The 12,064-nt window shown below is 46.5% G+C and carries 15 protein-coding genes; 11 read left to right on the forward strand and 4 right to left on the reverse strand.

Annotation, left to right across the window (positions count from 1 at the left end):
* From gspF to AB6D93_RS06495, 9 genes are all read left to right on the forward strand, one after another.
* Positions 1-1,221: a type II secretion system inner membrane protein GspF gene (gene gspF / locus AB6D93_RS06455; RefSeq protein WP_017070113.1), complete on the forward strand. Its 1,221-nt coding sequence runs from the start codon at positions 1-3 to the stop codon at positions 1,219-1,221.
* Between the two features lie 88 nt (positions 1,222-1,309).
* On the forward strand, positions 1,310-1,753 hold the full coding sequence (gene gspG, locus AB6D93_RS06460; protein WP_017062485.1) for a type II secretion system major pseudopilin GspG: 444 nt from the start codon (positions 1,310-1,312) through the stop codon (positions 1,751-1,753).
* A 78-nt stretch (positions 1,754-1,831) separates the two neighbouring features.
* Entirely contained in the window at positions 1,832-2,425 is a 594-nt protein-coding gene (gene gspH / locus AB6D93_RS06465) for a type II secretion system minor pseudopilin GspH (RefSeq protein WP_017062484.1), read from the forward strand.
* Positions 2,412-2,807 carry a type II secretion system minor pseudopilin GspI gene (gspI, locus tag AB6D93_RS06470; RefSeq protein WP_017062483.1) on the forward strand — a complete coding sequence of 132 codons (396 nt, stop codon included), beginning with the start codon at positions 2,412-2,414 and terminating at the stop codon, positions 2,805-2,807. Before gspH ends, gspI begins: the two co-directional genes overlap by 14 nt.
* Positions 2,794-3,561 carry a type II secretion system minor pseudopilin GspJ gene (gene gspJ / locus AB6D93_RS06475; RefSeq protein WP_017063073.1) on the forward strand — a complete coding sequence of 256 codons (768 nt, stop codon included), beginning with the start codon at positions 2,794-2,796 and terminating at the stop codon, positions 3,559-3,561. Before gspI ends, gspJ begins: the two co-directional genes overlap by 14 nt.
* Entirely contained in the window at positions 3,545-4,594 is a 1,050-nt protein-coding gene (gene gspK / locus AB6D93_RS06480) for a type II secretion system minor pseudopilin GspK (RefSeq protein WP_017062481.1), read from the forward strand. Before gspJ ends, gspK begins: the two co-directional genes overlap by 17 nt.
* Entirely contained in the window at positions 4,563-5,792 is a 1,230-nt protein-coding gene (gspL, locus tag AB6D93_RS06485) for a type II secretion system protein GspL (RefSeq protein ID WP_102332601.1), read from the forward strand. Before gspK ends, gspL begins: the two co-directional genes overlap by 32 nt.
* A 20-nt stretch (positions 5,793-5,812) precedes the next feature.
* Positions 5,813-6,301 (forward strand): type II secretion system protein M, encoded by a 489-nt coding sequence (locus tag AB6D93_RS06490; RefSeq protein ID WP_102332602.1) that lies wholly within the window; start codon positions 5,813-5,815, stop codon positions 6,299-6,301.
* A gap of 1 nt (position 6,302) precedes the next feature.
* A complete protein-coding gene (locus AB6D93_RS06495; RefSeq protein WP_017062478.1) occupies positions 6,303-7,082 on the forward strand; it encodes a type II secretion system protein N in 780 nt (259 codons plus the stop codon).
* Positions 7,083-7,201: 119 nt separating this feature from the next.
* Here AB6D93_RS06495 and cysQ read toward each other — a convergent pair whose 3' ends face one another.
* The 4 genes from cysQ to AB6D93_RS06515 form a co-directional block, all read right to left on the reverse strand.
* Positions 7,202-8,029 carry a 3'(2'),5'-bisphosphate nucleotidase CysQ gene (gene cysQ / locus AB6D93_RS06500; RefSeq protein ID WP_017062477.1) on the reverse strand — a complete coding sequence of 276 codons (828 nt, stop codon included), beginning with the start codon at positions 8,027-8,029 and terminating at the stop codon, positions 7,202-7,204.
* A gap of 36 nt (positions 8,030-8,065) precedes the next feature.
* On the reverse strand, positions 8,066-8,617 hold the full coding sequence (gene nudE, locus AB6D93_RS06505) for an ADP compounds hydrolase NudE (protein ID WP_102332603.1): 552 nt from the start codon (positions 8,615-8,617) through the stop codon (positions 8,066-8,068).
* Between the two features lie 289 nt (positions 8,618-8,906).
* Positions 8,907-9,491 carry a Fe-S biogenesis protein NfuA gene (gene nfuA / locus AB6D93_RS06510; protein WP_102332663.1) on the reverse strand — a complete coding sequence of 195 codons (585 nt, stop codon included), beginning with the start codon at positions 9,489-9,491 and terminating at the stop codon, positions 8,907-8,909.
* 109 nt (positions 9,492-9,600) lie between these two features.
* Entirely contained in the window at positions 9,601-10,314 is a 714-nt protein-coding gene (locus AB6D93_RS06515; RefSeq protein ID WP_170962812.1) for a ComF family protein, read from the reverse strand.
* 93 nt (positions 10,315-10,407) lie between these two features.
* Here AB6D93_RS06515 and bioH point away from each other — a divergent pair, with 93 nt between their 5' ends.
* Both bioH and AB6D93_RS06525 read left to right on the forward strand, forming a co-directional pair.
* Positions 10,408-11,184 carry a pimeloyl-ACP methyl ester esterase BioH gene (gene bioH, locus AB6D93_RS06520; RefSeq protein ID WP_017063077.1) on the forward strand — a complete coding sequence of 259 codons (777 nt, stop codon included), beginning with the start codon at positions 10,408-10,410 and terminating at the stop codon, positions 11,182-11,184.
* Positions 11,185-11,539: 355 nt separating this feature from the next.
* Positions 11,540-12,013 carry a hypothetical protein gene (locus AB6D93_RS06525; protein WP_017063078.1) on the forward strand — a complete coding sequence of 158 codons (474 nt, stop codon included), beginning with the start codon at positions 11,540-11,542 and terminating at the stop codon, positions 12,011-12,013.
* Positions 12,014-12,064 lie beyond the last annotated feature (51 nt).

Here is a 12,064-nt window from a genome sequence, read left to right on the forward strand (position 1 = left end):
ATGGCGGCATTTGAATACAAAGCACTGGATGCCAAAGGCAAAAGTAAAAAAGGCTCGATTGAAGCGGATAACGCTCGTCAGGCTCGCCAAAGAATCAAAGAACAAGGCTTGATGCCGGTTGAGATGACCGAAGCTAAAGCTAAAACGACGAAAGGTGCACAGCCTTCGACCAGCTTTAAGCGTGGTATCAGCACGCCAGACCTTGCTTTGATTACTCGCCAAATTTCCACCTTGGTGCAATCAGGCATGCCGCTAGAAGAGTGCTTGAAAGCCGTGGCGGAGCAATCTGAAAAGCCACGTATTCGAACCATGTTACTGGCGGTTCGTTCGAAGGTAACGGAAGGTTATTCGCTAGCCGATAGCTTGGCTGATTACCCACATATCTTTGATGAACTGTTTAGAGCCATGGTCGCGGCTGGTGAGAAATCGGGTCACTTAGATGCGGTATTGGAGCGACTGGCTGATTACGCAGAAAACCGTCAGAAGATGCGCTCTAAGTTGCTGCAAGCGATGATCTACCCTGTGGTGCTGGTGGTGTTTGCGGTGACGATTGTTTCGTTCCTGCTGGCAACCGTGGTACCTAAGATCGTTGAACCGATTATCCAAATGGGCCAAGAACTTCCTCAATCGACACAATTTTTATTGGCATCGAGTGAATTTATCCAGAATTGGGGCATCCAATTACTGTTGTTGATCATCGGTGTGATTGTGTTGATTAAGACCGCTCTGAAAAAGCCGGGTGTTCGCATGAGTTGGGATCGCAAGCTATTAAGCATTCCACTGATCGGCAAGATCGCGAAAGGAATTAATACCTCTCGTTTTGCACGAACACTCTCTATCTGTACCTCGAGTGCGATTCCTATCCTTGAGGGGATGAAGGTTGCGGTTGATGTAATGTCGAATCACCATGTGAAGCAACAAGTACTGCAGGCGTCAGACAGTGTTAGAGAAGGGGCAAGCCTGCGTAAAGCGCTCGATCAAACCAAACTCTTCCCTCCAATGATGCTGCATATGATCGCCAGTGGTGAGCAGAGTGGTCAGTTAGAGCAAATGCTAACAAGAGCGGCAGATAACCAGGATCAAAGCTTTGAATCGACCGTGAATATCGCGTTAGGTATCTTTACGCCAGCACTTATCGCTTTGATGGCAGGCTTAGTGCTGTTCATTGTGATGGCGACTCTGATGCCGATGCTTGAAATGAATAATTTGATGAGTGGTTAATCAACTGCTCATAAGACGTTAGTTTTTGGATTAACGAGAAGAAGGACATTATTACCTTCAACTCGCTGTCTGTAATTTGGAGAAAATAATGAAAAACAGAATGAAGAAACAATCAGGCTTTACCCTATTAGAAGTGATGGTTGTTGTGGTTATCCTTGGCGTATTGGCGAGCTTTGTTGTACCTAACCTATTGGGTAACAAAGAGAAGGCTGACCAACAAAAAGCCATCACTGATATTGTGGCGCTAGAGAACGCGCTAGATATGTACAAACTGGATAACAGCGTTTACCCAACAACGGATCAAGGTCTTGATGCATTGGTTTCTAAGCCAAGCAGCCCAGAGCCTCGTAACTACCGCGACGGTGGCTACATCAAGCGTCTGCCAAACGACCCATGGGGTAACGAGTACCAATACCTAAGCCCTGGTGATAACGGCACTATTGATATTTTCACTCTTGGTGCTGATGGCCAAGAAGGTGGTGAAGGTATTGCGGCGGATATCGGCAACTGGAACATGCAGGATTTCCAATAAGCTTCAGCTTATTGTTTGATTCGTTATTGATGCTTGATACGTTATTGATGGTAGGACGTAAACAGATGGAGTCTAAAGGTGAAAACTAAGCAAACACAGCCAGGTTTCACCTTGATTGAGATTCTCTTGGTGTTGGTACTACTGTCAGTAACGGCGGTTGCGGTGATCGCGACCATTCCTACCAATAGCAAAGATGTTGCTAAAAAATACGCTCAAAGCTTTTATCAGCGAGTTCAATTACTCAATGAAGAGGCTATTTTGAGCGGCTTAGATTTTGGCGTTCGAGTTGATGAAAAGAAATCGACCTATGTACTGATGGCGCTTAAGTCTGAAGGCTGGCAAGAAGTCGATTTTGAAAAAATCCCCTCTTTAACTGAACTACCGGAAGAACTCGCATTGTCACTGACCTTAGGTGGTGGCGCATGGGAAGACGATGATCGGTTGTTCAACCCAGGAAGCTTGTTTGATGAAGATATGTTTGCTGATCTTGAAGAGGAAAAGAAGCCGAAACCACCACAGATCTACATCTTGTCGAGTGCTGAAATGACGCCATTTGTATTGTCGTTTTATCCAAATACCGGAGACACCATACAAGATGGTTGGCGTATTCGAGTATTGGACAATGGTGTGATTCGACTGCTAGAACCGGGAGAAGAAGATGAAGAGGAATAACCGTTCTCCTTATCGTTTTCGTGGTATGCCCCTTGGTTCTCGAGGAATGACGCTGCTAGAGGTATTGGTTGCGCTCGCTATCTTTGCGACTGCGGCGATCAGTGTGATTCGTGCTGTTACTCAGCACATCAATACCCTCAGTTATCTCGAAGAAAAAACCTTCGCGGCTATGGTCGTTGATAATCAAATGGCTTTGGTGATGCTGCATCCTGAGAAGCTAAAAAAAGCGCAGGGCACACAAGAGTTGGCCGAGAGAGAGTGGTTTTGGAAGGTCACGCCAATCGATACTAGCGATGATTTATTAAAGGCGTTTGATGTGAGTGTGGCAACCAGTAAACAAGCTTCTCCAGTGGTCACGGTGCGCAGCTATGTGGTCAAGTAAAAGCGTGTCGTTAGCTCAGAGCAAGTCGCTAAGTAAGAGCATGTCCGCCAATAAGCGTGTGCCTCGTAAACAAGGACTATCTTCGAAAGGGAGAGGCTTTACCTTAATTGAGGTTTTGGTCTCGATCGCTATCTTTGCCACGTTAAGCATGGCGGCTTATCAGGTAGTAAATCAGGTTCAGCGCAGCAACGAGCTTTCAATCGAGCGCAGTGCTCGTTTAAATCAACTGCAACGTAGCTTAGTCATTTTAGATAATGATTTTCGCCAGATGGCGGTGCGACAATTTCGTACCAACGGTGAAGAAGCATCATCTAAGCTGATCTTAATTAAAGAGTATTTACTGGATTCCGACAGCGTTGGCATCATGTTTACTCGCCTTGGCTGGCATAACCCACAGCAGCAGTTTCCTCGCGGAGAAGTCACCAAAGTGGGTTACCGCATTAAAGAAGAAACGCTTGAGCGTGTGTGGTGGCGCTACCCCGATACTCCTGCAGGACAAGAAGGTGTGATTACGCCTTTGCTTGATGATGTTGAAAGCTTGGAATTCGAGTTTTATGACGGAAGCCGCTGGGGGAAAGAGTGGCAAGCCGACAAATCGCTACCGAAAGCGGTAAGGTTAAAGCTAACCTTGAAAGATTATGGTGAGATAGAGCGTATTTATCTCACCCCTGGTGGCACGCTAGATCAGGCCGATGATTCTTCAAACAGTGACTCTTCAAGTAGTAATGAGGGGAATAATGACTCATCGAACTAATAAGTTTGCACTGACAAGGTCTGCCATGGGGCGCAAGCAGCGAGGTGTTGCGCTGATCATTATCCTGATGCTACTGGCGATAATGGCAACCATCGCAGGCAGTATGTCGGAACGCCTGTTTACTCAATTTAAGCGCGTGGGCAATCAACTGAATTACCAACAGGCTTACTGGTACAGCATTGGTGTCGAAGCGCTGGTGCAAGACGGCATTAGGCAAAGCTACAAAGACAGTGATACCGTCAACTTGAGTCAACCATGGGCGTTAGAAGAACAGGTATACCCGTTGGATTATGGTCAAGTTAAAGGCCGTATTGTTGATGCTCAGGCATGTTTTAATCTCAATGCGTTGGCTGGTGTGGCGACGACTTCAAGTAACCAAACACCTTATTTAATTACGGTTTGGCAAACCTTGTTGGAAAACCAAGATGTTGAGCCTTATCAGGCCGAGGTTATTGCACATTCAAGCTGGGAATTTGTTGATAGTGATACCCGAACCACCTCTTCAGCTGGTGTAGAAGACAGTACTTATGAGGCGATGAAGCCATCTTATTTGGCAGCGAATGGCTTAATGGCCGATGAGTCCGAGCTACGCTCGGTTTATCAAGTCACTGGTGAGGTGATGAATAAGGTTCGCCCCTTTGTTTGTGCTCTGCCGAGCGACGATTTCCGTTTGAATGTGAATACTCTTACGGAAAAGCAGGCGCCGTTATTGGAAGCGATGTTTGCCCCCGGCTTAAGTGAATCGGATGCCAAACAGCTGATAGACAAACGCCCATTCGATGGTTGGGATACGGTGGATGCGTTTATGGCTGAGCCTGCTATTGTGGGTGTGAGTGCCGAAGTCAGCAAAAAAGCGAAAGCATATTTAACTGTAGATAGCGCCTATTTTGAGCTAGATGCAGAGGTATTAGTTGAGCAGTCACGTGTACGTATACGGACGCTTTTCTATAGTAGTAATCGAGAAACAGTGACGGTAGTACGCCGTCGTTTTGGAGGAATCAGTGAGCGAGTTTCTGACCGTTCGACTGAGTAGCGAACCACAAAGCCCTGTGCAGTGGTTAGTTTGGTCGACAAGCCAACAAGAAGTGATAGCAAGCGGTGAACTGTCTAGCTGGGATCAGCTTGACGAGTTAACGCCTTACGCTGAAAAGCGCAGCTGTATCGCTTTATTGCCGGGAAGTGAATGCTTAATTAAGCGTGTTGAGATCCCGAAAGGTGCTGCTCGCCAGTTCGATTCTATGCTGCCGTTTTTATTAGAAGACGAAGTCGCACAAGATATCGAAGACTTACACCTGACTATTTTAGAGAAAGACGCAACGCACGCGACAGTGTGTGGTGTGGAACGTGATTGGCTTAAGCAGGCGCTGGATACTTTCCGCGAAGCGAACATTATCTTTCGTAAAGTATTGCCTGATACCTTAGCGTTGCCTTTAGAAGATCAAGGCATCAGTGCGCTGCAGATCGACCAACATTGGTTATTGCGTCAAAGCAACTATCAAGCAGTGTCGATCAATGAGGCGTGGCTAGCGATGTTCTTACAAAGCGATTGGGTTGCCTTAGATGACGAAGAGCAATCACCAACGATTTTTAGCTACACCGCACTGCCAAGTGATGACGTTCAACTGCAAAGTGGCATTGAGTGGCAAGCTAAACCTGCTGAACTGGTGATGTCTTTACTGAGCCAACAAGCCATTACAAGTGGCGTAAACTTACTGACTGGCACCTTTAAAACCAAATCTTCATTCAGTAAGTACTGGCGTGTATGGCAAAAAGTAGCGATCGCAGCTTGTTTGCTGGTGGCGGTGATCGTCACTCAGCAAGCCTTAAAGGTTCAGCAGTACGAAGCACAAGCCGAAGCGTACCGAACGGAGAGTGAACGTATCTTTAGAGCGGTGCTGCCTGGTAAACAGCGTATTCCGACGGTCAGCTACCTTAAGCGCCAGATGAACGATGAAGCTAAGAAGTATGGTGGCTCGGGTGATGGTGATTCCTTACTTGGATGGCTAGCGTTACTGCCAGAAACTTTAGGACAAGTGAAAGCCATCGAAGTGAATAGTATTCGCTACGACGGCAACCGCTCAGAGGTGAGATTGGAAGCGAAAAGTACTGACTTCCAATATTTCGAGACTGCGCGAGTGAAACTTGAAGAGAAGTTTACCGTTGAGCAAGGGCCATTGAATCGTAATGGTGATGCCGTATTTGGCAGCTTTACTCTTAAACCCCATCAATAACCTGCGTAAGGAGATCAGTGATGAGAAATATGATTGAGCCACTCCAAGCGTGGTGGACTTCAATAAGTCAAAGAGAGCAACGACTAGTGATTGGTTGCTCAATTCTATTGGTGGTCGGTGTCGTTTATTGGGGGCTAATCCAGCCACTCAGTCAGCGAGCTGAACTTGCGCAGACCCGCATTCAAAGCGAGAAGCAACTACTGGCTTGGGTAACCAATAAAGCCAATGAAGTGGTTGAACTACGAGGCAGTGGCGGCATTAGTGCCAGTCAACCTCTGAATCAATCTGTGCCAGCTTCTATGCGTCGCTTTAATATCGAGCTAATACGCGTGCAACCACGTGGCGAAATGTTGCAAGTGTGGGTAAAACCTGTGCCTTTTAATAAGTTCGTTGACTGGCTAACATACCTGAAAGAAAAACAGGGTGTGGAGGTTGAGTTTATGGACATTGATCGCTCCGATAACCCAGGGGTTATTGAGGTCAACCGACTACAGTTTAAACGAGGTTAATGTGAAACGCGGTTTATCTTTGAAGTTAGGTTTACTTTTTGGCGGCATCTTTATTGTCTTTTTCTCGGTTAGTCTGTTGCTGCATCTACCGGCCTCTTTTGTACTCAAACATGCACCGGCTGTGCGTGGCTTGAATATTGAAGGTGTTGAAGGAACGGTTTGGCAGGGCAGCGCCAATAATATCGCCTGGCAGCGTGTTAATTACGGTTCAGTACAGTGGGACTTTCAGTTCTCTAAACTCTTCCAAGCCAAAGCTGAATTAGCGGTTCGTTTTGGTCGTAATAGCGACATGAACTTGTCAGGAAAAGGGCGTGTTGGGTACAGCATGAGTGGTGCGTATGCGGAAAACTTAGTCGCATCAATGCCCGCTGCTAACGTGATGAAATATGCTCCAGCCATTCCAGTCCCGGTTTCAATTGGTGGACAGGTTGAGCTGACGATCAAGCATGCGGTTCATGCTCAACCTTGGTGTCAGTCTGGTGAAGGTACTGTGGCTTGGTCTGGTGCTGCAGTCGATTCACCTGTTGGTTCGTTAGACCTTGGTCCTGTGATTGCGGACATAACCTGTGAAGACAGTACAATTGCAGCCAAAGGCGTTCAGAAGAGCACTCAAGTAGACAGTGAGTTCTCAGCGAGTCTAACATCTAACCAGCGCTACACATCTGCAGCGTGGTTTAAACCGGGTGTTGAATTCCCGCCAACGATGCAAAATCAGCTTAAATGGTTGGGTAATCCTGATAGCCAAGGTAAGTACCAGTTTACTTATCAAGGTCGTTTTTAGCTAAACGGCTAAGGGTCACTAAATTACGAGATATAAAAAACGGGCACCTCACTGAGGTGCCCGTTTTGTTTGTTCTGAGAATCTAGAGGATATCTGACAGTTAAAGGGAGCAAACTCGCCTAGTCTTTGCCTTGCAAAATTTCTACCCACGGTAAATCTGCATCACCGAGTACAATGAAGTTCGGGTTTTCTAGCGTTTCTCTTTCATTGTACGAAAGCGGTTCTAGTTGAGTACTTAAGATACGTCCGCCAGCTTCTTCAACAATGCACTGCGTTGCGGCGGTATCCCACTCTCCGGTTGGTCCAAGGCGCAGATAACAATCCACAGCACCTTCTGCTACTAAACATGCCTTAAGCGCTGCTGAGCCTAGAGGAACCAAATCATAATTCCATGCTGAGCTCATACGGCTAGTGATGCGATTGATGTCCTGGCGACGGCTGATCGCCATGGCGATTGACTGGTTTGGCAGCTCGTGACGATGCGTTTTGATTTTCACGCTGTCATTAAGGTCTGGGATCTTCCAAGCGCCTTTGCCACTGTAAGCGTAATAGCTCACTCCTGAAACGGGTGCGTATACCACGCCCATCACTGGCTTGTTATGCTCGATTAGGGCGATAATTGTCGCGAAATCACCACTTCGTGCGATGAACTCCTGGGTACCATCGAGTGGGTCAACCAACCAGTAGCGATCCCATTGAGAGCGTTGCTCTAGGCTGATGTCGGCGTCTTCTTCGGATAATACGGGAATATCAGGCGTCAATTCACTGAGTTTTTTTAATATCAGCTTATGTGCTGCAAGATCGGCACTGGTTACTGGAGTGTCATCACTCTTAATGAACTCTTCGTAATCCTTTTTCTCGTATATCTCTAAGATGAGTTGACCAGCAGAGCGAGCAATCTCAATGACAGAGGGTAGGAGGTGAGACAAATCTTTTGTTATTGGCATAAATGTTCTCTTACTCTTAGAGCGAGCCTGAATGTTCTAGTTATTGTTTAATACACGAAGGCTTAAAAGCAGGGCTGTAATACTCCGAGCCTCACAGAAATCGAGATGTGTTAACAGTTCTTCGGCTTGAGCAAGTGGCCAGCGCACAATATCGAGTGGCTCTGGCTCATCACCTTCTAGCTTGTCTGGGTAGAGGTCTTCTGCAATAAACAACGTCATTTTGCTAGAGAAGTAAGAGGGTGCAAGGATCACTTCCTTCAGCGGAGTAAGCTTGTTGGCACCGAAGCCTATCTCTTCTTTGAGTTCGCGAACGGCGGCTTCGTTTGGCTGCTCACCTGGATCAATCAGCCCTTTTGGAAAGCCAAGTTCGTAGCGTTCAGTTCCCGCTGCATATTCACGTACTAATAGAATATCGCCTTGCTCAGTAATAGGAACCATCATCACTGCGTTGCGCCCGCTGGGCTTCATGCGTTCGTAAGTGCGCTCTTCGCCGTTTGAAAAGCGTAAGTCGAGAGACTCGATAGAGAATAGTCTTGATTGAGCGACAGTTTGTTTAGCCAAAATCTCTGGCTTGGTCCTTTTCGTCATTGCGCTCGCTCCTTAGCTCATTGGAATTCTTTCTTATAAAGTCATTCTAATATAGGGGAAATGACCTTGAGTTCCTAGATCCGAGTTTTCATATCCGAAAATTATTGAAGCAGGAATCGATTACGATCACTTGAATACCTTACTCAAGATGGTAACGAGGTGAAAATATGGTTGTATAGCAAAAGAGTATAGAGAGAACGCGATAGTCCTAACTTGCTTATCCACATAACAAAAAAGGTTGATGCTTGCGCATCAACCTTTCAAATAACAACTAACACTAAATCAGTGATTAGTAGTAAGAGTGCTCACCACGATCGTGCTCAGTTGCATCACGAACAGCAGTCAGTTCACCTTCAAACTGTTGAAGAAGTTCTTTCTCGATGCCTTCTTTTAGCGTTACATCAACCATAGAACAACCGTTACAACCACCACCGAATGCTACAATAGCTGCGCCGTCTTCAGTGATTTCTACCAAGCTAACGTGACCGCCGTGACCAGCAAGTTGCGGGTTAACTTGTGTTTGAATTGCGTATTCAACACGTTCTACAAGTGGTGCATCGTCTGCGACTTTACGCATCTTAGCGTTTGGTGCTTTAAGCGTTAGCTGAGAGCCCATTTTGTCAGTAACGAAGTCAATTTCAGCTTCATCTAGGAACGGTAGGCTTAGCTCATCTACGTATGCACAGAAAGCTTCGAATTTAAGCTCTGTGTCAGACGCTTCGATAGCATCTGTTGGGCAGTAAGAAACACCACACTCAGCGTTTTGTGTGCCTGGGTTTACCACGAACACACGAATGTTTGTACCTTCAGGCTGCTGTGACAGCAGATTGGCAAAGTGAGTTTGAGCTGTTTCTGTAATAGTAATATTTGACACGACGAATACCTGAGTAGATTTGTAGGTTATTAGCGCCATTCTACTCCTGTCAGATTTGTAATTCAGCCCTTTTTTGTTGGATTGCTGTACAAGTAGTGATTCACAGCTTTTATCCAGAGGGCTCAGGAGTGCGGCAGATGCAGTAAATATCAATCCTTTTAACGTCCACTTCAAGTAGTAATTGGCATAATTGATACACAGTACTGCCGGTGGTTACAACATCATCAATTATCGCGACGTGAGAGGGGATAGTTCCTTGAACGTCTTGTTTTCGCAGCGCAAAAGCGCTCTTTAGATTGTGTAATCGTGCGGATTTAGTCAGCCCCTGCTGGGAAGCCGTTGAGCGAATTCGACGAAAGAGCACATCACTTTCAACGCCAAGCTCTTGAGCCGTGTAGTCGGCTAGCAGCTTACTTTGATTAAAGCCGCGATGAGTATATCGACGCCAATGCAGCGGCACGCTGGTGATCAGCGGAGCAGGATATTCGATACGTGATGCCAATAGCTTAGATAGATCACGTGCAAACCAAAACTTATCAGCGTACTTCATTTGCTGAATGTAACCTGCTGTAGGGAAGGTGTAATCGCCGACACAGTAGAGGCGATGCCAAGGTGGAGGTTGAGATAAGCACTGTCCGCACTGCTCTACTGTGAGCAGTGTTTTTAAACCACATCGTTGGCAGCGTGGTACTGGCTGAAAGAGTTTGAGACAAGAATTGCACCATCGAGGATGTGTATCACTGGGCAGTTTATCAAGTTTGCACAGGTGGCATTGAGGTGTGACCAGACGTGGTGTGTGTTTTTGTAGCCAATCGGATAACATAGCTCGTGATGCTTTTGGGTTATGGTGTTCCTTTTGCTCACCATACTGAAAAGCGCGGATTATCGCTGATGGAAAAAGTAGGGAATATTGAGAATGAGTGACGCGTTATATTGGCATGTTTCTGGGCAAGGGCCTGATTTAGTACTGGTTCACGGCTGGGGAATGAACGGTGCGGTATGGCAACAAACCGTTAATGCATTACAAGCTGATTTTCGAGTGCATGTTGTCGATTTACCAGGGTATGGACACAGCGCGCACTGCCACGCTCAAGATCTTGAAGAGATTGCTCAGCAGCTTTTGGCCGAAGCACCAAAGCAAGCGATTTGGGTGGGTTGGTCACTTGGAGGCTTGGTCGCAACGCACATGGCTCTCCATCACTCAGATTACGTGAGCAAGCTGGTGACTGTCGCCAGTTCTCCCAAATTCGCCGCTGCAAAAGAGCCCGTGTTATGGCGAGGCATTCAGCCCAACGTATTAAGCGCATTCACCGAGCAACTGGTTGAAGATTTCCAAACCACCATCGAACGCTTTATGGCATTGCAAGCCATGGGCAGCCCTTCAGCAAGGCAAGATGTAAAACAACTCAAGCAAGCGGTGCTGTCTCGCCCGTTGCCGAACCCTGACTCATTATTGGCAGGATTAAAGATGCTGTCGGATGTCGATCTGCGTGAACAACTGCCTGAGATTTCAGTACCAATGCTACGCTTGTATGGTCGATTAGATGGATTGGTGCCAATCAAGGTTGCGAAAGACTTAGGCACAGCCTTGCCTCATACCGAGCAATACATATTTACCCAGTCTTCGCATGCACCGTTTATGACCGAAGCGGATGCCTTTTGCAGTGAGCTTGTCAGCTTCGCACAAAAATAATTGCTAAATATATATCCGGCTTGGTCGATATATAAGCTAATACCAATCACAGTAAGTAAGTGTTCAAAAATAGCGTAGGTAAAAGGCTTGAGAACAAGGCAGCTTTTTTTTGACAAGTAGTTTCGATAAGTAGTTATTCTACAATCAAAAAATTTAACGCCGTTATCGAGCATTTTAACAAGCTAGGATGATCAGTTATTTACTACGATTGGTATAACACCAACGTGTTGCTTGATACTCAGACCTAACTCTCTCCTGAGCTGATTGCGCTAAGTTGGGCTATGCCTGTTGTGCTGACTCACAGTACAACAGCGTTATAGCAAAAACGATGGGCGATTCTTGAGGAGAGTTCGCGATGATTGTGTCACCTGCAACTGCAGTGAGTGTGCCACTAATCGCCCCGTCCGTTAATGTGCAAACAGAGCAAGTTGCGCGTGATAATAGAGTCCGAGAGCCTGTTGCTCCCGCAGTAGCATTGGCGAGAACCAATGCAGAGCGTAAGGTAAAATCAGACGATAAACGAAGGCAGCAGTCGGCTTGGGATCCTTCAGACCATCCAGGTTATGAAATGGAGAACGAGTCAGAGGCCAATTCGGTTAGCCAAGAAGAGCCACAAGACCCTTTTGATCGGCTGTTCAGCTTATTGGCACTGAAAACATACAGTGCTGATCAAGGCAAAGGTTATACCATGCGTTTCCGCCTGCCAAAGCATGTTTTAGATGCGGCGATTCAGGAAGGACAGATGGAGAAACGACGTAAGGTCATAAAGTATCATTATGGTCATGCTGTTGCGCCTCATGCTCCATCAGAGATGTTGGTGGTCTTATAAATCAAAAGTTTACGAGTCAACCAAGCTTCGATGTCTTTTTTGAACACATAA

Origin of the sequence: Vibrio sp. 10N.247.310.23 (assembly GCF_041467155.1) — a bacterium.
In the GTDB taxonomy this organism is placed as follows: Bacteria; Pseudomonadota; Gammaproteobacteria; order Enterobacterales; family Vibrionaceae; genus Vibrio; species Vibrio crassostreae_C.

Bases quoted from the DNA above. Each gene is read 5' to 3' on its own strand.
- gspG (WP_017062485.1), top strand. From the start codon at position 1,310: ATGAAAAACAGAATGAAGAAACAATCAGGCTTTACCCTATTAGAAGTG.
- gspJ (WP_017063073.1), top strand. From the start codon at position 2,794: ATGTGGTCAAGTAAAAGCGTGTCGTTAGCTCAGAGCAAGTCGCTAAGT.
- gspI (WP_017062483.1), top strand. From the start codon at position 2,412: ATGAAGAGGAATAACCGTTCTCCTTATCGTTTTCGTGGTATGCCCCTT.
- cysQ (WP_017062477.1), bottom strand. From the start codon at position 8,029: ATGCCAATAACAAAAGATTTGTCTCACCTCCTACCCTCTGTCATTGAG.
- AB6D93_RS06515 (WP_170962812.1), bottom strand. From the start codon at position 10,314: ATGTTATCCGATTGGCTACAAAAACACACACCACGTCTGGTCACACCT.
- AB6D93_RS06525 (WP_017063078.1), top strand. From the start codon at position 11,540: ATGATTGTGTCACCTGCAACTGCAGTGAGTGTGCCACTAATCGCCCCG.
- AB6D93_RS06490 (WP_102332602.1), top strand. From the start codon at position 5,813: ATGAGAAATATGATTGAGCCACTCCAAGCGTGGTGGACTTCAATAAGT.
- gspF (WP_017070113.1), top strand. From the start codon at position 1: ATGGCGGCATTTGAATACAAAGCACTGGATGCCAAAGGCAAAAGTAAA.
- gspK (WP_017062481.1), top strand. From the start codon at position 3,545: ATGACTCATCGAACTAATAAGTTTGCACTGACAAGGTCTGCCATGGGG.
- bioH (WP_017063077.1), top strand. From the start codon at position 10,408: ATGAGTGACGCGTTATATTGGCATGTTTCTGGGCAAGGGCCTGATTTA.
- nudE (WP_102332603.1), bottom strand. From the start codon at position 8,617: ATGACGAAAAGGACCAAGCCAGAGATTTTGGCTAAACAAACTGTCGCT.